The organism is Bacillus cereus group sp. MG16 (genome assembly GCF_040459875.1).
Classification (GTDB): Bacteria; Bacillota; Bacilli; order Bacillales; family Bacillaceae_G; genus Bacillus_A; species Bacillus_A paranthracis.
This window is the reverse complement of the sequence record NZ_JARVHE010000001.1, coordinates 1,258,083-1,281,587: the sequence shown is the minus strand read 5'-3', so window position 1 is coordinate 1,281,587 and position 23,505 is coordinate 1,258,083. Positions and strand designations below refer to the sequence as shown.

Genomic DNA, 23,505 nt, shown 5'->3' with positions numbered 1-23,505 from the left:
GTAACACCTCGTTTGAACACTAGATTTTCACCTACAACGAACTTTTAACATGTCATGCTTGTCCAACATGCTGAAAAACTTAGGAAAGGAATTGTACTGCTGACGTATCCTTAATTACTCGTAACCTAATGTTATCTTTCTTATTCGTCGCTACCTGTACCGTAGTACACCAAGCAACTACCAAACTGATTATGTGCGTTCTCCACATAGACTAGACACAAGCAAACGAGGAAAGCTTCTAACGTGCCTACGAACCCATTTTCTGACGTTGGCTGGTTCTCACCTGTTCAATGTATTTATCGTGGTGTTAGGTCATTCCCACGTTCGGAAATCCCTATACATACACCCACAAGAAGACAATAACTAACTAAGCCCCTTGCTATCCATTTTTCAAAAATGGTATAATACAAGTGCTAAATGTACGGAATATCCGGTATTTAGTTTTAATACACAACTTTTAACTTTGAGTCGCCTATTGCAGTAGGTGACTTTTTTCTTTCACTTAAAATTTCATACTTGCTAATGGTGAATGACGTTGATATTTATTTTTAATCTCATCATCAGTAAAGTCTAAATACGCCCTTTGAGTTACTTCTACCGATGAATGACCTAATACCCTAGACAAGCTAAACCAATCACCACCATTAAGAATGTAATACTTTGCAAAGTTATTTCTTAATTGGTGAGGTGTGAAATGTACACCTACCTTTTTACCAATACTTCTAATACTCGCCTCAAAATTATTGACGTTCAACATTGTCCCTCTTATCGTAGGAAACAAATACTCTGCATCACTAAATCTATCCCTATACTTCAACCAACGTTTTAAATCGTTAGCCATGATATTAGAAAAATAAACATATCGTTGTTTCTTATTTTTCGGATTCGTAATTAAGATACTTTTATTTTTTATATCTAGGTCTTCGGCTTGCATACTACAACATTCTCCTGCACGTATGCCTGTATCTAAAATAAGTTTAATCATGACGTAACTTCTAAACCCATGGAATGTACTTATATCAATTGAATACAACACTTTCTTTATTTCATCTACTGATAACAATATCTTTTGTTTCCGTTGCGGCTTTATTGATTCAATATTAGATATTGGATTCTTAGCAATATCCTCTTCGGCTTCTAAAAAGTTGAAAAACACCTTAATATTACGAAGGTAATTAGCAATTGTTGTTTCGCTAATGGTCTTTCCGTAATCAGTTCTACGTGTTGGATAATTAATTTGTTCACTAGCTGTATTAGATGTAAATGTGTATTTACCACGTTCCCTTAAATATTTAATATACGTCCGAATATGAAGAGGTTTTACCTTATCAACATCCGTAATCTTTAATTCCCTTTCTAAATATGAAGCAAATAACTTCAACGTTTGGTCATATGACCGAATTGTTTTCCTACTTAAATGCTTTGCATCACAATGAAGCAAAAAGTTTTCAACGTTCATCTGAAAGTTATTCATACAACAAAAAAACCTCCTAGCTATTGGAATCAAAATTTCAATCCAATAAATAGAAGGTTTTTAAATTAACCGCCAATTACCTAGGTACTTTATTGCCTACATACGTAATTCGTTGGTTATTAAATTTTATTATGAAATACACTTAACACCTTGATACTACAGTGTTTACGAAGCTTTATGTTCAAGTCTCAGCTTATCCGCAACCATCGCGATAAACTCAGAGTTCGTAGGTTTTGCTTTTGACATAGATACTGTATAACCGAATAAGGACGAAATAGAATCGATATTCCCACGACTCCATGCTACTTCAATTGCGTGACGGATTGCACGCTCAACGCGGCTCGCTGTTGTATTATATTTTTTCGCGATATCTGGATACAATACTTTCGTAATAGATCCCAGTAATTCGATGTCATTGTACACCATAGAAATTGCTTCCCTTAAGTACATGTACCCTTTAATATGAGCAGGCACACCAATTTCATGAATGATACTCGTAATGCTTGCATCTAAGTTTTTCGGTTTTCCATCTACTGTTGTTGCTGATCGGAAAGATGGCAGTGGACGTTTAATAGTAGCGTTCGCTTTACCGCTCACTTGACGAATATGACTCGTTAAATTCTCCATATCAAATGGTTTTAATATGAAATATGACGCACCCAAGTCAACTGCTTTTTTCGTCACATCTTCTTGTCCAAACGCTGTCAACATAATTACGCTAGGCTGTCTTAACCTTTCAATATGGCGCATTTTCTCTAGTACAGCTAACCCATCTAAATGTGGCATAATAATATCTAATACAAGTACATCCGGCTGCTTATCTTTTAATAAATTTAAACACTCTTGACCATTATAAGCAGTACCAATTACTTCCATATCCTCTTGAGCAGCTACATAACTCTCTAGCATTGATACTAATTCTTTATTATCATCCACAAGACATACTTTAATTTTCTCCACAGCTTTTCCTCCCTTACCGAATCGATTCTCCGACATGTGTATCCTTCTAGGCTACATGAATTGTTCGACAATTGTGTGAAAATTCCCTTTTAAAGTTTGTTACTTTCCGATAAAATCACAAAAAAATATGTTTATCGTTTATTTATTCCTTTTCGCAACACATTCCATCATAGAAAAACAACGAAACGTTCAACCCTTTCCTTTTATTTTACAACAAAAAACACCTCTTGCGGAGCTTTTACAAAATTTCAACGAATTTTTCAATAGAAAAACGAGCTAATTATTAATTAGCTCGCTTTTCTTTCTTGATCATAAATGTTAATTCCAGCCTCATGTAACATCCATTCAATATGAACACCATATCCTGATGTTGGATCATTTACAAATACATGTGTAACAGCGCCAATTACCTTTCCATTTTGTACAATTGGACTTCCGCTCATCCCCTGTACGATACCACCTGTTTTCGCTAATAAACGTTTATCTGTTACTTTTATTACCATGCCTTTTGTTGCCGGAAACTTTTGCGGTACTGTACTCACAACTTCAATATCAAACGCTTCCACTTTATCTTGATCAATAACCGTTAATATTTTTGCTGGTCCTTCTTTTACTTGATGAGATAGTGCAATAGGCATTGCTTTATCCATTACGCCATTTGTCATATTTGTATTCAATTTGCCAAAAATACCAAATGGACTATTTATTGTAATATTGCCAATCACTTCACGATCAGGTGAGAACCTCGCTAATTTCTCCCCTGGATTCCCATGACTACCTCTTTCAATTGATGTAACTGTCGAACGCATAATTTGTCCATCTTCGACTTGAATCGGCTTTTTCGTATCATTATCAGAAATAACATGACCAAGTGCCCCATATTTCATAGAATCAGGATGAACAAATGTCATTGTTCCGATTCCAGCTGCCGAATCACGAATATATAAACCAATGCGATAAGACGATTCTCCACTGTCTTTTTGTGGTGTTAATTTAGTGCGGATATGCTTTCCATCCCTTAGCAAAACGAGATTAAGCGGTTCGCCTGTTTCCCCACTATTATGAACAAATGGTGCTACATCACTCATTCTTTCAATTGTTTTACCATTAATTTCAGTAATCATATCTCCAATTTGCACACTAGCTGTTTCACCAGGAGATACTTTCCCTTTTTCAGTTTGAATTAAATGATGGCCTACAACAAGTACCCCTTTTGTGTTTAACTTTACACCAATTGATTGTCCACCTGGAATAACTTTGAAATCTTTTAATACTCTCACATTTACTTTTTTCACTGGAAAACCAGCAAGCTGAAACACCATATCTGCTTCACCATTTTGATGAGAATTTACCATAAGTCCTTGTTTTTGTTCATTTGAACTTACTGTAAACACATGACGATCTGTAGATGAAGCTTTAAATACTGGTAATGAAGCTATTTCTGATTGTTGTCCTTCAAAAACAACAAGTTGCTTCGGAGATGAAATAAACGTCCGAAGCGGTTTAAAACACCCAATAAAAACTAAAGAAACAAGGAGAAAAATACCTATTATTTTGCGAAATCTTTCTAATTTCAATTTGTTCACTCTCCTCGCTCCTACCCCACATTCAGCCTTTTGGCTTCACTTTTTAATCTCTCCTTGCAATGCTTTATTTATAACCGGAAGAATTAAGAAATCATCATTTGAGAAAAAAAGCTATCCATTACTGGATAGCCTCTGCTGTCTGTTTAAAATGATGCGCTTGCGTAAGTAATTCTTTCGCATGTTCTGTCGTTAAATCTGTAATTTCCACACCAGAAATCATTCGAGCTATTTCTGTTACTTTATCCTCCATAGTTAAAACGGTAACTGATGTAATTGTTCGATCATTTGCTACTTGTTTTCGAATAAATAAATGCGAATCCGCCATTGAAGCTACTTGAGGTAAGTGCGTAATACAAAGTACTTGTGAGTTTACTGATACTCGATAAATCTTTTCCGCAATAGCCTGTGCGACCCGGCCACTTACACCAGTATCCACTTCATCAAAAATAACAGATGCAACACCTTGATGCTTAGAAAAAATGCTTTTTAAAGCTAAAATAATACGGGATAACTCTCCGCCAGAAGCAACCTTTGAAAGTGGTTTTAGCGGCTCACCCGGATTTGTTGAAATATAAAATTCCACATGATCGTAACCATCCGCTGTAAGTCTTACCGGTGCTCCCTCCACGAGAGGCTCTTCTGCATTTCCTTCTCGCTTCATAATTCTCACTTCAAATTTTGTTTTTTCCATATATAATTCTTTTAATTCCTGATGAATGGCATTTGTAAGATGCTCTGCAAGTTCATGACGCATATTACTTAACAACGTTGCTTCTTTCAGAATAACACTTTCTAATTCCTTCAACTGTTTCTTCGTCGTTTCAATATGAACGTCTTTATTTTCAATCGTAAAAATTTCTTGTTCAATTTTATCAGCATACGCTAAAATCTCTTCTACAGTATTTCCATATTTTCTCTTTAGCATACGAATTTCATTTAAACGCGTTTCAATTTCATCTAAGCGATTCGGATCATATTCCATCATATCGAGCTTTTCTCTTAGTTGATAGGCAACTTCTTCTAATAAATAATAACTATTGGCAATGGAATCATGATTTTCTTGATACACTTCATCTAAATGTGTAATACTCTCCATTTGTCCCATTGCGCTTCGTACATTATCTAACCCTTGTCCGTCAGCACTTAACGAGCGATACGCGTCACCTAATGCTTTATAAATCTTTTCGAAATTAGAAATTTGCAATCGTTCTTCAGTTAAGTCATTTTCTTCATCTATCTTTAAATCCGCTTTACGGATTTCTTCATGCTGAAATTGGATTAAATCTAAGCGATGCGCCATTTGTTGTTCATTTTCACTTAACGATTTCAACTGTTTTTTTAATTTCTCATAGTCAGCATATACGTTTTGGTATATATCTAATTGTTTAACGATACGCTCTCCATCAAAATGATCGAGCATAAATAGATGACGTTCTTCATTCATTAAGTCTTGTGTTTCGTGTTGTCCATGAATATCAACAAGTGTTTTTCCAATTTCTTTTAATACACTAAGGGTAACTAGTTTTCCATTTACACGACATACACTTTTTCCGTTTGCAGCGATATCACGCTTCAAAATAATCATGCCGTCTTCTATTTCTATATCCAACTCTTCTGCTTTTTCAATACATGGATGTTTATCATCTTCCACATAAAATAGCCCCTCTATCTCAGCTTTTTCTGTTCCGTATCGAACAAATTCTGCTGAACCACGGCCACCTACAAGTAAACTAATCGCATCAATAATAATCGATTTTCCGGCCCCTGTTTCACCACTTAAAACCGTTAATCCTTTTTGAAAAGAAATATTTAATGCCTCAATAATAGCAAAGTTTCTAATCGATAATTCCGATAACAATGCCCCATTCACCTCGTTATAAACTAATCCCCTATGAAGGGCTTTTCTCAGTTCTTTATTCAAATAGTCATACTATATGTTTGTATGTATAAATTACTTTTCTAACCGCTCCATTGTACCAAACATTTGTTTTACGGGTCAATCCACCTATTTCCTAATTTTATTCAAAGAAAATATTATATTACAATTAAGAATTCACGTTTTTAACCAATAAAAATATCCTGTTCACTTTCCACTTTACAGAGGAAAGCAAACAAGATTTTTTGTTACAACATATTTAAGAAACGATCAGAGACAACACCTGTATCTTCAGGTGTACGGCAAATAATTAAGCAAGTATCATCACCACAAATGGTTCCGATAATCTCATCCCACTCTAAATGATCAATAAGTGCTCCAAGTGAATGAGCGTTACCAGGCAATGTTTTTAGCACAAGCATATGTCCTGCCGTGTCTAATTTTACAAATGAATCCACTAGATTGCGTTTTAATTTTTGTAACGGGTTAAATCGTTGATCTGCTGGCAAGCTATATTTATAGCGACCATCATGTAATGGCACTTTCACTAAGTGCAATTCTTTAATATCGCGCGATACTGTCGCTTGCGTTACATTAAATCCCTCATTACGTAGAATATCAACTAATTCATCTTGTGTTTCAATTTCTTTGTTCGCAATAATTTCCCTGATTTTAATATGGCGCTGACCTTTATTCATACATTTGCACCTCACACTATCTCTTACCATAGTTTAAACATTGGTATACTTCACTTATTTATGTTAACTTATAATTCGTTACTTGTACACAATTGTTTTTACAATCATTATACAATTACAACAAAAAGAGGAACAACATATGTTATTCCCCTTTCCCTTTTTGTTTTAGGACATCATGTGCCTCTGTAACTACTTGCTCAACAGAAATTGGAGAATGATTTTCGCCCTTCTCACGTTCACCATGCCATTTCAGATGAATTAAAAATTCAATATTACCATCCCCGCCCGTAATCGGTGAGAATGTTAAGCCTTCTACGTCGTATCCTTCTTTTATAGCAAAGTCGACAATCATTTCTACGACAGCCTCATGTACTTTTCGATCGCGAACGATACCCTTTTTACCAACTTGCTCTCTTCCAGCTTCAAACTGCGGTTTAATTAACGCTGCTACATCCCCATTCGGCATAAGCATTGTTTTTAAAACTGGCAATATAAGTTTTAATGATATAAACGAAACATCGATACTAGCAAATTGCGGTAAACCACGTTCTAAGTCTGCTGGTGTTACGTAACGGAAGTTCGTTCGTTCCATTACGACAACACGCTCATCTTGACGCAATTTCCACGCAAGTTGATTGTACCCTACATCTAATGCATAAGATAATTTCGCTCCATTTTGAAGCGCGCAATCGGTAAAGCCACCAGTTGATGAACCAATATCTATCATAACTTTATCTTGTAAATCAAGATGAAATGTCTCTAATGCCTTTTCAAGTTTATAACCACCACGGCTTACATACGGCATAACTTGCCCCTTCACCGTAATCTCTGTATCTTGTGGGATTTTCTCCCCTGGCTTATCCAATCTCATCTCATTCGCATATACAAGGCCGGCCATAATGGCGCGTTTTGCTTTCTCACGTGTTTCTATAAGCCCTCGCTCTACTAATAGTACATCTACTCTTTCTTTTTTCGCACTCATTTGTTACGCCCTTTTTTGTTTTGATGGAATCATTGTATGAATACGGTCTACAACAGCATCTGTCGTTAAACCGATTTCTTCTAATAATTTTGTTACACTACCGTGCTCTATGAAACGATCTGGAATACCCATTCGTTCAACTAACGCACTATGGTACCCGTTCTCAGACGCAAATTCAACTACTCCTGTTCCAAAACCACCAATTAAGCAAGCTTCTTCAATCGTTAAAATTGGTATGTTTTTTCCTAAGAGATCATGTAAATATGCTTCATCCATTGGTTTAATGAAGCGAGCGTTCACTACTTTCACTGAAACTCCAGCCTTTTCAAGACGCTCAGCCGCTTCCATTGCCATTGGTATTGTCGTACCAAATGTTAAAATAGCTGCTTGTGTACCTTCTTTTAACGTTTCCCATGAACCGATTGGAATCGCCTTTAATTCTTCATCCATATGAACGCCAAGTCCATTACCTCGCGCATAACGTAATGCGATTGGTCCATCTTCATATTGCATCGCCGTGTATACTAAATGTTGCCCTTCATTTTCATCTTTTGGCATCATAAGTACCATATTCGGCAAGTGGCGTAAGAATGAGATATCAAATACACCTTGATGCGTTTCCCCATCTGCTCCTACTAAACCAGAGCGATCAATTCCGATGAAAACATTTAAATTTTGGCGGCATATATCATGAACAACTTGGTCATAAGCTCTTTGTAAAAATGTTGAATAAATCGCTAAGAATGGTTTCATACCTTGCGTTGCCATACCCGCTGCCATTGTTGTAGCATGCTGTTCTGCAATACCTACATCAATCATACGATCTGGGAATTCTTTTTGGAATTTCTCAAGTTTCGATCCAACAGGCATTGCAGGTGTAATTGCAACGATACGCTCATCCGTTCTCGCTAACTTAAGTACTGTTTCACTAACAACAGCACTCCATGCTGGTGCAACTTCTTTCGGTTTAACGAAGTCACCTGATTCAATTTTATAAGGTCCTGTTCCATGCCAAGTGCCAATAACATCACTCTCAGCTGGTTTGTAACCTTTTCCTTTTTTCGTAATAACATGAACAAGCACTGGGCCTTTTGTTTTCTTTGCATATTGCAACGTTTCGAATAACTTTTCATAATCATGTCCATCGACTGGACCTAAATATGTAAAGCCTAACTCTTCGAAAAAGACACCAGATACTAGTAAATATTTAAGACTATCTTTTATTTTCTCTGCTGTCGCAGCAACTTTCCCACCGACAGCTGGGATTTTCTTCAAAATATACTCTAGCTCATCTTTTACCCAATGGTATTTTCCTGCGGTACGTAGACGTCCAAGCACATTATGAAGCGCACCAACGTTTGGCGCAATTGACATTTCATTATCATTCAAAATAACAATCATGTCTGTTTTTTCATGTCCAATATGGTTCAATGCCTCTAAAGCCATTCCGCCCGTTAAAGCGCCATCACCAATGATTGGTATAACATATTCTTTCGTTTTCTTTAAATCACGTGCTAGAGCCATTCCCATTGCAGCAGATAATGATGTCGAGCTATGGCCAGTTTCCCATACATCGTGCTCACTCTCACAACGTTTTGGGAAACCACATAGACCTTGATATTGCCTTAATGTGCCGAATTCTTTTGCACGTCCAGTTAAAATTTTATGTACATAGGATTGATGTCCTACATCCCATAAAAATTTATCTTTCGGACTATCAAATAATTTATGCAGAGCAATTGTGAGTTCTACTACACCTAAATTAGGCGCAATATGTCCACCTGTTTGAGAGAGCTCTTCAATTAAAAACTTACGAATATCCTCACTCAATCCCTCTAGTTCACTGATAGACATCTCTTTCAAAAAACTAGGGTTTTGAATTTGCGTTAGATCCACATGGATCACTCACTTTCATTTCATAATCTGTCAACATGTCAAATATTATAAAAAACATTTACACAAAACAAGAAATTCTCTTTTTTTATTTTTCACCTTGTCCTGCTATTAACCAGTCTATTGCGCCCTAATCTTATTATAAACCATATTTCTTTAGGCGATGAAAAAAATAGCCGCTAACACGAAGTGATAACGGCAATGTAATCTACATATATTTTTGCCAATAACAAGAAAAGAAAAACCTTTTCCTACATTTATATCATAAAATGATGAATGACTCAACAAATGAAAACGCTGTTATATTAGTTATTACGTTTTGCAATCAAATCGCAAATAGATAGTAAATATTCATCTTGTAATTGCAAGGAACTAATAGCATCTTTTGCTTTTGCAATCGTTTCTTCTAAAATATCCTTTGCTCTATCTACAGTAAATAACGTCGTATATGTGCTCTTTTCGTTGGAAACATCACTACCAATCGGTTTTCCAATCTCTTCTTCAGTTCCTTCCACATCTAAAATATCATCTCGAATTTGGAAAGCTAGGCCGATATATTTTGCAAACTCAAGTAATTTTTCTTCCTGTTCTTCTGTGGCATTAGAAAGTATCGACCCTGCAAGTACAGCGAATTCAAGTAGTTTCCCAGTCTTATGCTTATGAATATACTCTAGCTCATCAATCGTAAGCTGTTTCCCTTCCGCTTCCATATCTGCTACTTGTCCGCCAACCATTCCCTCTGGCCCTGCCGCCTTTGCAAGCTCAAGTACAAGTCTTACTTTTTTCTCAGCAGAGATTTCCTTTTGCTCATATGCCATAATAACTTGAAAAGCATATGTCAACAAACCATCTCCTGCTAAAACTGCCATCGCTTCACCAAATACTTTATGATTTGTGGGCTTCCCTCTTCTTAAATCATCATCATCCATACAAGGTAAATCATCATGAACTAACGAGTATGTATGTATCATTTCAAGAGCACAAGCTGCACCTACACCAAGATTTTTTTCTTTACCAAACGCTTGTAATGTTGCAAATAAAAGTAACGGGCGGAGACGCTTTCCACCCGCTTCCAAAGAATATGCCATCGCTTCACGAAGTACATTTGGACATTGTAATTCATTTGCATAGCTTACAAGCTTCTCTTCTACGAAAGTTTTACTTTCTTTCAAAAAAGTATCAAAAGCAATTGTCACTATGCTTCATCTCCTAAAGCAGTAAACGGTTCAAGCTCTCCATCTTCCCCAAGAATAACTGCCATTTGTTCTTGTACGTTCTTCAACTTCTCATCACAAAGCTTAGATAATTCCATACCCTCTTTAAAATAAGAAATTGCTTCTTCTAAAGGTACGTCACCTTGCTCTAATTTAGAAACGAGGTGCTCAAGTTGCGAAATTGCCTCTTCAAAGCTTAATTTATTTTCCATTATTCAATTCACGCTCCTCTATTCCTGATACGCTACAATCTAATATTCCATCTTGTAATTGAACTGAAACAGCATCTCCAAGGCTAACATCTTTCACACTTTTTAACACTTGCTTCTCTTCATCATATACAAGCCCGTACCCTCTCATCATTACTTTAAGCGGACTTAGCGCTTCAAGTTTTTGAGCAGCTCTTACAAAGGCAAATTCTTTCGTTTGGAGTAACGTTTGCATTTCACGTTGCAATTGCTTTTGCAATGTTTCAACTGCTACCTTTGTTTGCATAATTTTTTGAGATGGGTGGTGCTTCTCTAAATAAAATGAAAGCTGTTTTAACTGATTTACCTTTTTATCAATATAGCGCTCTTTCGCTAACACAAGCTGTTCTAACGCTCTATCCAATTGCTCTTCTTTTTGCTCATATACTTGTCTTGGATAACGGAACGCATAAGATTTTTGCAATACTTGTAGTTTTTCTTCTTTTTTATGTACTAACTCTCTCATTGCTCTTTGCAACCTTAGAGTTCTTTGTAATACCTTTTCTTGTAACTCGATAATATTAGGCGCTGCCAGCTCAGCCGCTGCAGTTGGTGTTGGTGCTCTTAAATCGGCAACAAAATCCGCAATTGTAAAGTCTGTTTCATGGCCTACTGCTGAAATAATAGGGATCTCACTCTTGAAAATAGCTCTTGCAACCATTTCTTCGTTAAACGCCCACAATTCCTCAATAGAACCTCCACCGCGCCCAACGATTAGGACATCTATCCCTTCCATTTCATTCGCTGTACGGATCGCTTGTACAATTGAGGGAGCTGCTGACTCCCCCTGTACAAGTACTGGAAACACAATAACATTTCCAATTGGATAACGACGTTTAATCGTTGTTATAATATCACGAATCGCTGCTCCTGTTGGTGACGTAATCACACCTATTGTTTTCGCATAAGGAGGGATTGTTTTTTTATAAACTTGAGAAAACAATCCTTCTTCCTCTAAACGAACCTTTAATTGTTCGTAAGCTAAATGCAGGTTTCCGACTCCGTCAGGCTGCATGTCTTGAATATAAATTTGATAAGAACCACTCGCCTCGTAAACAGAAATTTTCCCTTTCACGAGTACCTTCATCCCATTTTCAGGTCTGAATTTAATATTACGATTATGACCCGCAAACATAACCGCTGCGATTCTTGCATTTTCATCTTTCAATGTAAAATACATGTGGCCACGGCTATGATTTTTAAAGTTGGAAATTTCACCTTTTAACCAAACAGACTGTAAATGCGGATCATATTCTATTTTTGTTTTTATATAGCGTGTTAACGCTGTAACGGTTAAATATTGTTTCTCCATTTCTCTCTCCTCATAGCCGACTCAAATTATTTACAAACGACACCTGCACGCTTAGCCGATTCAACAGTATTATGAAGAAGCATTGTGATCGTCATTGGACCAACACCCTTTGGCACAGGTGTAATGTAACCTGCAACATCTAACACATTGTCAAAGTCAACATCACCACAAAGTTTTCCTGTTTCTAAACGGTTTACACCAACGTCGATTACAACTGCTCCTTCTTTCATATAATCAGCTGTTACCATTTTAGGTCGTCCTACTGCTACGATTAAAATATCAGCTAATTTCGTTAACTCTTTCATATTTTGCGTCTTTGAATGACAGTATGTGACAGTTGCATTTTCATTTAAGAACAATTGTCCCACTGGCTTGCCGACAATATTACTTCTTCCAATTACTACAACATGTTTTCCTGAGATATCAAGATTTGTTTCTTTTACTAACTCTACAATACCATGCGGTGTACATGGAAGGAATGTATCTTGTCCCGTCATCATACGTCCTACGCTGATTGGGTGAAATCCATCTACATCTTTTTCTGGTGAAATTCTTTCAATGATAGCTTTTTCTTCAATATGTTTTGGTAAAGGTAATTGCACTAATATGCCATTAATGCGGTCATCGCCATTTAAGCGATCGATTTCAGCAAGCAAACGCTCCTCCGTAATTGTTTCAGGAAATTCAATTAGCTCTGAATAGATTCCTACTTGTTCACAGCCCTTTTCTTTTCCTTTTACATAAGAACGAGATGCTGGATCTTCTCCAACTAAAATAACTGCTAATCCTGGTACAATCCCTTGCTCTTTCAACTTCACAACTTCTTCTGTTAATTGTGCTCGTTTTTTCTCCGCAACTTCATTTCCTTTGATGATTACTGCTACCATTTTAAGATTCCCCCTTAAAGAAATTACAGTGTATCTTTTATATTAGATAAAACGCCGTTAATAAAACGACGAGATTCCTCATCCCCAAATGTTTTAGCAATTTCAATTGCCTCGTTAATTGTTACGTTGTGTGGAATTTCTTCCATGTATTTCATTTCATACACAGCTACACGTAAAATACTGCGATCAACAATACTAATACGCTCAAGCTTCCACTTTTTTAAATTTTGACGAATCGCTTCATCAATTACTTCTTTATTTTCTACAAAACCTACAACAAGTGATTCTAGAAACTCATTTGTTTCTTCACCTTCATCTAGCGTGTTTTCCACTGCTACTTTCGGTTCTAATTCACCTGTAATATCCATTTGATATAATGCTTGCATAGCTCTTTCTCTAGCCGTCCTACGTTTCATTGTAACTCTCCTTTATGCTTCAAGTCTTTCCTTATGCTTTGTTATATTATTATAATTTATAAGCCGTCAATTCACTTACTCTTACAGTTTTCATTGATTTTCCAACCTTATAATACAATGATAATAACACAATTTATCGTTTCACACACGGGTTACAAGGCTGAAAAATAATAAAAAGATTAACTTCAAGTTCCATATCTTATCACAATGTACGTTTTTTGGTAAAACGAAACATTTTCTTTTTTATTTCTCATTTTTTGAAATAGTATAATAATTAGAGGGTTGTAATTTGTGAAGAAATGAAACGATAAAAAAGATGCCTATGTTACTAGGCACCTTTTTCATTCTTACACTGGTTCGATTTCTGTTTTTTGTGTTTCGAATGTTACGCCAACGATGTGAACATTCACTTCTTTTGGCTCAAGCCCTGTCATTGTAAAGAGTGCTTGGCGAATGTTGTCTTGAATCTTTTGTGCAACAACTGGAATTGCTACGCCAAAATACATTACAACATAAAGGTCAACGATAATATCTTCGTTTGCTAGTTCAACCTTTACACCTTTACCATGATTTTTCTTACCTAACTTCTCAACAACATCTGTAGCAAAATTACCACGCATTGCCGCTACGCCTTCTACCTCAGCAGCTGCAATACCTGCGATTACTTCAATTACTTCTGGTGCAATTTCTACTTTACCAAGAGTTGTATCTTGACCCATATCTAACATATGTTCAGCCATGAAAAAAACCTCCTTTAATGTATCACTGCGTCACAAGTTCATGCTCTTCCAAAAATTTCGTATTAAACTCACCTTTTACAAAATCAGGATGATCTAACAATTGCAAATGGAACGGGATTGTTGTATGTACGCCTTCAACGACAAACTCACTGAGTGCACGCTTCATTTTTGCAATTGCCTCTTCACGTGTTTTTCCGTGAACAATTAATTTAGCAACCATCGAATCATAGAAAGGTGGGATTGAATATCCCGGATATACAGCTGAATCGACGCGAATACCAAATCCGCCTGGTGGCAAGTACATTTCTACTTTACCTGGAGATGGCATAAATTTTTTGGCAGGGTTTTCCGCATTAATTCGGCATTCAATTGCCCAACCATTAAATTGTACTTCTTCTTGCTGTAACGATAACTTTTCTCCAGAAGCAACAAGAATTTGTTCTTTAATTAAGTCTACCCCTGTTACCATTTCAGTAACTGGATGCTCAACTTGGATTCTCGTATTCATCTCCATGAAATAAAAGCTTTTCGTTTTATATTCATAAATAAACTCAACCGTACCAGCACCTGTATAATCAACCGCTACCGCCGCTTTAACTGCCGCCTCACCCATCTGCTTACGCACATTTTCATCAAGTGCTGGTGATGGACTTTCTTCTAGTAGTTTTTGCAAGCGGCGCTGAATCGTACAATCACGCTCTCCTAAATGAATGGCATTTCCGTGTGTATCTGCCATTATTTGAATCTCAACATGGCGGAAATCTTCAACGTACTTTTCTAAGTATACACCAGGGTTCCCAAAAGCGGTACTAGCTTCTTGCTGTGTAATTTGAATTCCTTTTACAAGCTCTTCTTCATGGCGCGCAACACGAATACCTTTTCCGCCGCCACCTGCAGTCGCTTTAATAATAACAGGATATCCAATTTGATTCGCAAGTTCGATCGCTTCTTCGGTATTTTTAATAATTCCTTGTGAACCTGGTACAATCGGAACCCCTGCTTCTTTCATTGTATCACGAGCAACGTCTTTTGTGCCCATCTTTGAAATAGCTTCTGGACTTGGACCGATAAAAATTAAGTTACACTCACGGCATAACTCTGCAAAATCTGCATTCTCTGCTAAAAATCCGTATCCTGGATGAATTGCATCGCAGCCTGTTAACTTCGCAACACTAATAATGTTCGTTAAATTTAAATAGCTTTCTTTCGAAATCGTTGGTCCTACACAATACGCCTCATCAGCAATTTGTACGTGAAGTGACTCTTTATCTGCTTCTGAATAAATTGCGACTGTTTCAATATCCATTTCTTTACAAGCACGAATAATTCGTACAGCAATTTCCCCACGATTGGCTATTAATACTTTTTTTATCATCACAAAGACTCCCTTATTACGCTTTTACAAGAAATAGCGGTTGTCCATACTCAACAAGCTGTCCGTTATTAACAAGAATCTCAACAATTTCTCCATCTACATCTGCATCGATTTCGTTAAATAACTTCATAGCCTCGACAATACATACGATAGAATCTTTCGATACTCTATCTCCTACACTTACATAAGGAGGCGTATCAGGAGAAGAAGAAGAATAGAATGTACCTACCATTGGTGATGTAATTTTATGTAGGTTTTCATTCTGAACAGCTTTTTTCTCTTCTTGTTTTGGCACTTCCACTTGTGCTGCCGCTACTGTCGTTTCAACTTCAACAGGTGCTACTGGTTGCACGGCTTGTTTTGCTACAGGTGCTTGCACCGCAACAACTTCATTACCACGCTTTTTCATTTTGATTGTCGTACCATCTTTTTTGTATTCAAATTCATCAATATTAGAGCTATCAATTAATTTAATTAATTCACGAACTTCTTGAATTTTAAACATGTAAAATCCACTCCCATACTCTTGTTTGTCCCGTTTTTACAGATTTCTCTTCACTAAAACTAGATTGACTGTAAAAATACGATGTACTCTATTAGAAAATGTATTTCATTTACTAATAGAAATAGTTACTATTTCCATCTTACGATAAATTTTTTAAACATTCCAATTTATATTTCTTTATAATAAATCGAAACTCCTGTAAAAATATTATTCCAATAAAAATTTATTACCTAGTAATAATACCAAGTTTCACACAAAATTGGCAAGACCACTTCCGAAAAAACATTCCTTACTTTTCAAAATACTATAAAGTAAACCTACCATTACCGCTTTACTCGTCACCTCATCTATAGTCAATAACATATTTTTACCAAATATTATTTTTTTGTTTACACGTCGTTCATCATTCCTTCATATAAGAATAGTATGTTCAAAGTGTAGAAAATATATCGTATCGAGGTGTGGACATATGATATGGCTCATTCTCTTCTTACCTGCCGTAATGGTCTGGGCATTCGTTCTCTTCATCCACGTCAAATCCGGAAAAAGTAATCATCACTACCATGAACCGCTAATCTTTTACTCACAACGTATTTCTCCGTTCCGAGTTGAACATAGTAAAAACAAAGACGAAACAGAAAAAAGCTATCGAAAATGATAGCTTTTTTCTATTATTATTTTTATCTAACTATTTTCAAACAATCCGATTACTAAAAACGAATAATCCGCGGAGGAATTCCCCGCGGATTATTCGTTTTATTTTGTTGGTGGATCAAATTTTACACCTACATCTTTTGATCCGCCTTCACTTCTTACAAGTTGTATAATTTTATTCGCTTCTTTTTGTGAATGTTTTGCTGCTTTTACAGTTACTTTAATGTCAGTTCCATCAGCTCTTACAAGGGCATCTTTATATCCTCCTTGAGATTTAATTACTGTCTCAAGTAATTCTTGCTTCGTTTCCATTGTAGTGATTGCATCAAAATTTTCTTTCGCTTTATTCTTTTCTGTTGCTGAAGCTTTTGTTGAACTCATCACTTCTTGTAATTTTGCTTTTTGTTCACTTCGCTGATCTTCCATTTGCATACGTAATGCTGTGAAATTTTCATCACTTGATTGAACTGTTACGTTAGCTTCTTTTTTGCTTGTTTCTTTTGTAGCACTCTCTTTTTTATCTGTTTCTTTGTTTGTTTCTTTATTTGATGTTTCCTTGTTTGTATTTTCTTTTTTAGGCGTTTCTTTAGGTGCTTCGTTTGTTACTGCTTTATCAGTACCTTGTTTTTCTTGTCCAATCTTTTCACCTGTTGCCGGCGATGCTGTATTCATTTTGTCTGGAGTTGTTACGTAATACACAGATAGTACAACAACTAAACTTAACATCGTTAATAGCCAAACCGTTTGTTTTTTTAACACTTTATTTCCTCCCTATCAATTTTTCGGTGAAACTGAAACGCGATGGGCTGGTACATCTAGTAGCCGTATGACAGCTTCTTTTACCATCGCTTTAACTTGTATATTATCCACTCCCTTTGCTACGACAAGAACACCTCGCACTTTCGGTTTCTCTGTTCGTAAAACAACGGGAGTTTCTTTATCCCCTTCACGTATAATGACTGTCTTTTCATCAAGAGACTCATCTTCTACTTCCCTCTTGCCACCTGTTTTATCTGTTTCACCTGTTGTTTGTGAACGTTTCACTGTATTTTTTTCTAATATTTTTTCCTCTGATGAGTCTAAATTTACATTAATCGTTACATCTTTTACTCCTGCTATTTCTTCTAAGGCTGCTTTTAATTCTTGTTCATACGCTTTTTCATATTTTTCTACATTTGACATATTATCATTATTTTTTTGTCCAAAAGTTGGTACGTCTTTTTCTTGGTTTTGAGTTTTTTGTTCTTTAAATACAGGTACTTCTTCTTTTTTACTTGAAAAGAAACTACTAGAAAACATAAGCAACATTCCAAGTATGAGTAGGACAAGTAAGAACTTAGGTGTTACCTTTTTTCCCTTCTCATTACTTTCTTTTTCATCTCCATTCAATAAGTTTCGAAAAAATGAGAACTTCGAATTTTTATCTTTATTGTCCATTTACTCTACCTGTCCTCCCTTCCATTTGAACTTGGATTTGTTTATTCTCTAGTTGCCACCTGCTTGAAAAGAAGTCTTTCATTTCTCCATTCGTTTCCTCTACTTTTTTCGGTGGTTCTTTCGTATTAATTTCAACTGGTTTTACTGTTTCGATTGCATCATTTTTACTACGTTCTTTTTCTTTCAACGTCACAACAACAGATTGAATATCTTTCGCTGACTTTACTTCCGCTGTGCTTTCCGCTGCGACTATTTGTATTTCAGAGACTGACATACCATACTGTTTCTCAAACTCTTTTCCTACTTCTTTTTTCATTTTGGTAGCCATCTCTTCTAAACTATATGCACGTGTTAGAGCTTGTATTTCTTTTTTCTTCGAATCTATTGAATTTTTTACAGATCCTTCTGCTACGTACTTCTCTTCATTAAAATTTGCGATTACTTCATTTACATCTGTTTGCAATAGTTTAAAAAGGGGCGTTAAAATTAAAACAACTAATAATAGACTTACAACGAATTTAACGTACTTTTGCAAATTGGAATTTGGAAGAATAAGATGAAGCATTGTCGCTAAGAGTAAAAAAACGATAATATTTCTAATCCACTCTGTAACAAATTGCATACCCTTCACCTCCTACCGCATCATAAGTGTAATGTTCCCCGCAGCAATAATAATTGTGATACTTAAAAAGAACATAAACGATACGATAGCTAAGCAAGCAAATACATAAATGATGCTCCGTCCAATGATATCTAAACATTGAATAATTGCTCCGCCGCCAACTGGTTGCAATACTGCTGCTGCGAACTTATAAATAAATGCAATGCAAAAAATTTGAATCGCTGGAAAAGCGACAATTAAACATAGAATGACGAGTCCGATAATTCCGACTGTGTTTTTTAATAATCCCGACGCACTAATAACTGTATCCGCCGCCTCTGTAAACATTCTTCCTACTACAGGAATAAAGTTTCCTGTTACAAATTTAGCTGTTTTCACAGCGATTCCATCCGCAACAGCTGTCGCTGTTCCTTGTACAGATAATACGCCTAAAAAAATCGTTAAAAAGATACCGATAATCCCGACGCTAACGTTTTGCAGAAGCTTGGACAATTTCGTAACTTTATATTGATCACTCATCGTACTTACAATACTTAATATCGTTGCAAGTAATAAAAGTGGTAGAACGATATAATTCATCAAAAGCCCACTCGTATTCATTAAGAAGATGATAATCGGATGAAAAAACGATACGGATACAACACCACCACCTGTCGCTATGAGTGCAAGCAAGATAGGCAATAACGCTAATATGAAATCTACCATTGTTTGTATCGTTTCTCTTGCATATGTCATAACGACATAAAAGCTATTTAAAGCGAAAATAATTAGTACCATATATACAACTGCATCGGCTATTTTGCTTACGCTACTCTTTGAAAATGCAGATTGCAGTGATTGCAACAATGCACTAAAAATTGTGAGCATAATGAGCGTTCCGAGTAGTTTCCCATTTGCAACAAGTTCGTGAAATAAGTACTTTAATAAACCTAGCATCCACTCTTTTATAGAGATTTCTTTTTCTCCCTTTACAAACTCCATAAAGCTACCTTTTTGACTCTCTGGTAAGTAACCTCCATATTTTGTAACAAGCCCGTCCCAAAATTGCTTCACATCTTCAATTCCGAGCTTATCCAATTGTTGATCAACGACGTTTGTCTCTACAGGAGAAGCTTGTACAACAACCGGTAAAGAAAAGAAAAGGAAGCAAGCAAATAGCAGCTTAGCTCCAAACCCCCTCAACATTCACTCCCCCTTATCCCGTCGGTAAAAATCCGAGAATAGTTTCAATTACAACCGTCAAAATAGGGATCGCCATAACGAGAATTAAAATCTTTCCAGCCAATTCAATTTTCGAAGCGATTGCCCCCTGCCCTGCATCCTTTGTAATTTGCGCTCCAAACTCAGCGATATAAGCAATCCCAATAATTTTTAGCAACGTTTCTACATATACGTTACTAACTTTCGCTTCACTCGCTACTCTCTCAATCATTTGTAAAATAGCGTGAATTTGATCGATTAAAAGAAGGAACATTACGCTACCTACGAACACAATAAATAATGACGTAATGCTAGATTTATGCTGATTCAATACAGCTGCTAAAAACGTAGCAACGAGGCCTAATCCGACAATTTGTATAATTTCGATTCGAACCGCCCCCTTTACTGGAAGAGAAAGACACTTTTAATCTTGTCGAATAGTGTATTAATTAAAAATGCGACATGAAATAAAATAACGACAAAACCGACGAGGATAACCCAATTTGCAATATCCTCACGCTTTAATTCTTTTAGTACAGTATGAATGAAAGCTAAAACAATGCCGATTCCGGCGATTTGAAATATTAATCCAACATCAATGGACATCGCCTTTCTCCCCCCTATAGCAGTAAAATTACGATAAGTAGCCCCGCTAGTACTCCTAAGCTCTTAATCATCTTTTCATATTGCAGCTGTAATGCTTTCGCTTCTTCTTCTTCTCTCTCTAAATGTGTAATACATAACCGAATATGTTTTTGTTGTGATTCACGATCATGTTGTCCGAGCGTTTCACCAAATTGCTGCAAAATCTCATACTCAGTTTGTTGAAATGCTGTTAGCTTCCAATTTTCTTTCAAACTATCTATCCAAGCTTCTCTAACTGTTTGTTCTCCACTTTCTAGCCTGCTAGCGAAACTTTGAAATATCCAATTTAACGGCTTCGGCATTTGTTTCACTAATCGCTCAGCGGCTTCAGACAATGGTGTATGCCCATACATAATTTCTGCCTCTAATGATTGCAGTGCCGCTTTTAATAATCTAAGTTGCCTCGGTCTCTCACTGTATCTTTTGGCGTATGAAAACCCGAAAAAGGTGCTGACCGCAACGATTAACACTGCACCAAATATTTTCACCATACGCCCTCAGCCTTTCTATGAGGTAATACCGGTTTTCCATATTTATCTTTCACTTGCATAACTGTTCCTGGCCCTCTTGCTTTTGACAATTCCACAAACCTATCAAAAATGCCGAGCTCTAGCACTGCCTTTAATGATGGGCGTTTCACAACATCATCATAGGAAAATCCATGTGCACTTATAAAAAGCTGAACCCCTGCATGTACAGCCTCCATAATTGCTTCACTATCTTCTTTACGACCAATTTCATCCACAATTAATATATCTGGGCTCATAGAACGGATCATCATCATCATTCCTTCAGCTTTTGGACATGCATCTAACACATCTACTCGTGTGCCAAAGTCATATTGCGGGATGCCTTTCACACAGCCAGCAATTTCTGACCGTTCATCAACAATCCCGACTTTACAAGAAGGAATTTTCGAAGTACTTACACCTTGACTCATGCAACGCGCTACATCTCTTAAAAGTGTTGTTTTTCCCGTTTGTGGCGGGCCAATTACCATCGTGTTTAACCATCGTGATTCATACAAATACGGTAAAAGTGGTTCAGCAATGCCTATTTTTTGACGAGCAATACGAATATTAAAAGAAGAGACATCTCGAATCATTTTCACTGTGCTTTTTTCTGTAATAACTTTTCCTGCTAAGCCTATTCTATGCCCACCTCGGAGTGTCACATACCCACGCTTTAATTCTTCTTCCATTGTATAAATTGAGAAGTGACTTAACTTATTCAATAAGTAAATAGCATCCTCTGCTGTAACGATATAGTCATAAAAAAACACTTCACCTTGAGCAATACACTCTAGCGGTCTTCCAATTCGAACACGGATTTCCTCTAGAGCATCGTACTGCTTACAATTTTCCACTAACTGCTTCATCGTTTTTGGTAAAACTTCTAATACTTCTTTCATCAGCTTCGCCCCACTATACTCGACTTACTTATTTCAACAACGCGATAAAAATGCAGCCAATTCCAAGCGCTAGAAAAAAGAGTTTCAAGAAAGAGATCTCACTTGCCACACTCGCTATGCCTATTGTCATTGTTAAAATTAATACGGTCGGTCCAACAAACGCCAACATACCATTTATAAACAATGCTTTCTTCGCATCATTCACATAAAGCATAAGCAAAGCGGCGAATATTTCCGCGCTACCTGAAAACAACCGAAGCAGCCCCATTACAAGCACAGATGTTTCCATTGCCGCTAGCCACTGTTTCATTCTCCCACCTTCTCCCATAACGGTTACTAGTGCGTGTGCTAAAAAAGAATATATTTGTACAACCATATGCAGAGGTTGTCTATTTCAGAATTAAAAACATAATTTTTATCTACCGCCTATAATAATTTGAATATTCTTAATAATAATGGTATTTTATGGTATATTTATTGAAAAGGAGGGAAAATGATGCAACGAGTTACTTTATTACCACTCGATTTCCGTTATGCAAATGCGATTTTCAAGCTATCAAGTGATCCACATGTAAAAAACGCATTAGGAATAAAAGTAGAAACAATCGAAGACACGAAAGCATTCCTTCTTTTCGCCATAGAAGAAGAACGCCAAAAGAAGTCTTTATCGAGAGTGATTGTAAATGCAGAGAATGAAATAATTGGTCTCACCACACTTAAACATATTAATTACGAGAAGAAACAATCTCACATTGGCAGCTGGCTCGGCTATCCATACTGGGGAAAAGGATATAATGAGGCTGCAAAAAAAGAAATTTTTAAGATTGCTTTTTTAGACTTACAACTTTCCTATGTATTTGCTGGTGCTAAAACGAATAATATTCGCTCTTTAAAAGCACAAGAAAAACTACCTTATATTTCATTGCATGTGGAAAACAAGTTTCCAGACGAACACGCTGCACTAGAGAAAGAAGTAAGGTCATCTTGCTCTCTGCACGTCGTGTCACGTGAAAAATTTTTAAACTGGTTGGAATTACAGAATGAGGAGGAAAAATATGAAGAGATTAAAAATTAGTTTAACAGTCGTAGTAGAAGTAACTCTTATTTATCTTTTTTCATCATTGGTCGGCTGGTCATTCATGGAAGCCTTTTTCCTTGGTAGTTTAGCGATATTCGGGGCAATTTGGCTCGTTGCTTTAAATATAAGCCAAAATAACAACATTGATCACACTATATATAAAACAGGTACAGTAAAACCTTTTCAAATGACATGGGGTCCTTACACAACAGGTGCTGCTAGTCTTACAGCTTTTAGTTTTATAATAACTACTATTTATTATTTGCCCTATTTTCTATAAAAAAAGCACTCG

Annotated in this window: 27 protein-coding genes; 3 read left to right on the top strand and 24 right to left on the bottom strand. The window is 36.4% G+C overall.

Annotated features, from left to right (window positions below):
• Window positions 1–502: 502 nt before the first annotated feature.
• From QCI73_RS06715 to accB, 15 genes are all read right to left on the bottom strand, one after another.
• Complete coding sequence (locus tag QCI73_RS06715; protein WP_254979683.1) at window positions 503–1,474, bottom strand: tyrosine-type recombinase/integrase; 972 nt, start codon at window positions 1,472–1,474, stop codon at window positions 503–505.
• Window positions 1,475–1,639: 165 nt separating this feature from the next.
• Entirely contained in the window at window positions 1,640–2,434 is a 795-nt protein-coding gene (spo0A, locus tag QCI73_RS06710) for a sporulation transcription factor Spo0A (RefSeq protein ID WP_014297988.1), read from the bottom strand.
• 287 nt (window positions 2,435–2,721) lie between these two features.
• Window positions 2,722–4,020: a SpoIVB peptidase gene (gene spoIVB, locus QCI73_RS06705; RefSeq protein ID WP_353822674.1), complete on the bottom strand. Its 1,299-nt coding sequence runs from the start codon at window positions 4,018–4,020 to the stop codon at window positions 2,722–2,724.
• A 118-nt stretch (window positions 4,021–4,138) separates the two neighbouring features.
• The gene (recN, locus tag QCI73_RS06700; protein WP_000947749.1) at window positions 4,139–5,878 is read right to left on the bottom strand and encodes a DNA repair protein RecN; all 1,740 of its coding nucleotides are present in this window, start codon (window positions 5,876–5,878) and stop codon (window positions 4,139–4,141) included.
• A 266-nt stretch (window positions 5,879–6,144) separates the two neighbouring features.
• Window positions 6,145–6,594 (bottom strand): arginine repressor ArgR, encoded by a 450-nt coding sequence (gene argR, locus QCI73_RS06695; protein WP_001032581.1) that lies wholly within the window; start codon window positions 6,592–6,594, stop codon window positions 6,145–6,147.
• A gap of 142 nt (window positions 6,595–6,736) precedes the next feature.
• Entirely contained in the window at window positions 6,737–7,576 is an 840-nt protein-coding gene (locus tag QCI73_RS06690) for a TlyA family RNA methyltransferase (RefSeq protein ID WP_001274741.1), read from the bottom strand.
• Between the two features lie 3 nt (window positions 7,577–7,579).
• Entirely contained in the window at window positions 7,580–9,472 is a 1,893-nt protein-coding gene (gene dxs / locus QCI73_RS06685; RefSeq protein WP_000366459.1) for a 1-deoxy-D-xylulose-5-phosphate synthase, read from the bottom strand.
• Between the two features lie 302 nt (window positions 9,473–9,774).
• The gene (gene ispA / locus QCI73_RS06680; protein WP_000150362.1) at window positions 9,775–10,665 is read right to left on the bottom strand and encodes a (2E,6E)-farnesyl diphosphate synthase; all 891 of its coding nucleotides are present in this window, start codon (window positions 10,663–10,665) and stop codon (window positions 9,775–9,777) included.
• A complete protein-coding gene (gene xseB, locus QCI73_RS06675; RefSeq protein WP_000428423.1) occupies window positions 10,665–10,895 on the bottom strand; it encodes an exodeoxyribonuclease VII small subunit in 231 nt (76 codons plus the stop codon). The genes ispA and xseB overlap by 1 nt, the downstream gene beginning before the upstream one ends.
• Window positions 10,885–12,243 carry an exodeoxyribonuclease VII large subunit gene (gene xseA / locus QCI73_RS06670; protein WP_000415266.1) on the bottom strand — a complete coding sequence of 453 codons (1,359 nt, stop codon included), beginning with the start codon at window positions 12,241–12,243 and terminating at the stop codon, window positions 10,885–10,887. The genes xseB and xseA overlap by 11 nt, the downstream gene beginning before the upstream one ends.
• A 26-nt stretch (window positions 12,244–12,269) precedes the next feature.
• On the bottom strand, window positions 12,270–13,130 hold the full coding sequence (folD, locus tag QCI73_RS06665) for a bifunctional methylenetetrahydrofolate dehydrogenase/methenyltetrahydrofolate cyclohydrolase FolD (RefSeq protein ID WP_000226728.1): 861 nt from the start codon (window positions 13,128–13,130) through the stop codon (window positions 12,270–12,272).
• A gap of 23 nt (window positions 13,131–13,153) precedes the next feature.
• A complete protein-coding gene (nusB, locus tag QCI73_RS06660; RefSeq protein ID WP_000830249.1) occupies window positions 13,154–13,546 on the bottom strand; it encodes a N utilization substance protein NusB in 393 nt (130 codons plus the stop codon).
• A gap of 347 nt (window positions 13,547–13,893) precedes the next feature.
• Window positions 13,894–14,286: an Asp23/Gls24 family envelope stress response protein gene (locus tag QCI73_RS06655; RefSeq protein ID WP_000807630.1), complete on the bottom strand. Its 393-nt coding sequence runs from the start codon at window positions 14,284–14,286 to the stop codon at window positions 13,894–13,896.
• 22 nt (window positions 14,287–14,308) lie between these two features.
• Entirely contained in the window at window positions 14,309–15,661 is a 1,353-nt protein-coding gene (accC, locus tag QCI73_RS06650) for an acetyl-CoA carboxylase biotin carboxylase subunit (protein WP_000592876.1), read from the bottom strand.
• A 16-nt stretch (window positions 15,662–15,677) separates the two neighbouring features.
• Window positions 15,678–16,166: an acetyl-CoA carboxylase biotin carboxyl carrier protein gene (gene accB, locus QCI73_RS06645; protein ID WP_000472870.1), complete on the bottom strand. Its 489-nt coding sequence runs from the start codon at window positions 16,164–16,166 to the stop codon at window positions 15,678–15,680.
• Between the two features lie 469 nt (window positions 16,167–16,635).
• Between accB and QCI73_RS06640 the strand changes: the two genes are divergently transcribed.
• Entirely contained in the window at window positions 16,636–16,824 is a 189-nt protein-coding gene (locus QCI73_RS06640; protein ID WP_002081027.1) for a hypothetical protein, read from the top strand.
• Between the two features lie 98 nt (window positions 16,825–16,922).
• Here the strand turns inward: QCI73_RS06640 and QCI73_RS06635 are convergent, their stop codons facing one another.
• From QCI73_RS06635 to QCI73_RS06595, 9 genes are read right to left on the bottom strand one after another with little or no spacing between them, the layout of a single operon-like run.
• Window positions 16,923–17,579 (bottom strand): SpoIIIAH-like family protein, encoded by a 657-nt coding sequence (locus tag QCI73_RS06635; RefSeq protein WP_000914701.1) that lies wholly within the window; start codon window positions 17,577–17,579, stop codon window positions 16,923–16,925.
• Between the two features lie 15 nt (window positions 17,580–17,594).
• The gene (gene spoIIIAG, locus QCI73_RS06630) at window positions 17,595–18,257 is read right to left on the bottom strand and encodes a stage III sporulation protein AG (RefSeq protein WP_000368876.1); all 663 of its coding nucleotides are present in this window, start codon (window positions 18,255–18,257) and stop codon (window positions 17,595–17,597) included.
• Window positions 18,247–18,879, bottom strand: a complete 633-nt coding sequence (gene spoIIIAF, locus QCI73_RS06625; RefSeq protein WP_001161050.1) for a stage III sporulation protein AF — start codon at window positions 18,877–18,879, stop codon at window positions 18,247–18,249. Before spoIIIAF ends, spoIIIAG begins: the two co-directional genes overlap by 11 nt.
• Window positions 18,880–18,891: 12 nt before the next feature.
• On the bottom strand, window positions 18,892–20,064 hold the full coding sequence (gene spoIIIAE, locus QCI73_RS06620) for a stage III sporulation protein AE (protein ID WP_000943695.1): 1,173 nt from the start codon (window positions 20,062–20,064) through the stop codon (window positions 18,892–18,894).
• Between the two features lie 10 nt (window positions 20,065–20,074).
• Window positions 20,075–20,458, bottom strand: a complete 384-nt coding sequence (gene spoIIIAD, locus QCI73_RS06615) for a stage III sporulation protein AD (protein ID WP_077317075.1) — start codon at window positions 20,456–20,458, stop codon at window positions 20,075–20,077.
• A gap of 23 nt (window positions 20,459–20,481) precedes the next feature.
• Entirely contained in the window at window positions 20,482–20,685 is a 204-nt protein-coding gene (gene spoIIIAC, locus QCI73_RS06610) for a stage III sporulation protein AC (protein WP_000020914.1), read from the bottom strand.
• A 14-nt stretch (window positions 20,686–20,699) separates the two neighbouring features.
• Complete coding sequence (spoIIIAB, locus tag QCI73_RS06605; RefSeq protein WP_000238697.1) at window positions 20,700–21,215, bottom strand: stage III sporulation protein SpoIIIAB; 516 nt, start codon at window positions 21,213–21,215, stop codon at window positions 20,700–20,702.
• Window positions 21,209–22,135 carry a stage III sporulation protein AA gene (spoIIIAA, locus tag QCI73_RS06600; RefSeq protein ID WP_000665886.1) on the bottom strand — a complete coding sequence of 309 codons (927 nt, stop codon included), beginning with the start codon at window positions 22,133–22,135 and terminating at the stop codon, window positions 21,209–21,211. Before spoIIIAA ends, spoIIIAB begins: the two co-directional genes overlap by 7 nt.
• Window positions 22,136–22,163: 28 nt before the next feature.
• Complete coding sequence (locus QCI73_RS06595) at window positions 22,164–22,445, bottom strand: YqhV family protein (RefSeq protein ID WP_000816054.1); 282 nt, start codon at window positions 22,443–22,445, stop codon at window positions 22,164–22,166.
• Between the two features lie 186 nt (window positions 22,446–22,631).
• On the opposite strand from QCI73_RS06595, the gene QCI73_RS06590 reads away from it, so the two are divergent.
• Window positions 22,632–23,210 (top strand): GNAT family N-acetyltransferase, encoded by a 579-nt coding sequence (locus QCI73_RS06590; RefSeq protein ID WP_353822673.1) that lies wholly within the window; start codon window positions 22,632–22,634, stop codon window positions 23,208–23,210.
• Entirely contained in the window at window positions 23,191–23,493 is a 303-nt protein-coding gene (locus QCI73_RS06585; protein WP_000825748.1) for a hypothetical protein, read from the top strand. Before QCI73_RS06590 ends, QCI73_RS06585 begins: the two co-directional genes overlap by 20 nt.
• Window positions 23,494–23,505: the final 12 nt, after the last annotated feature.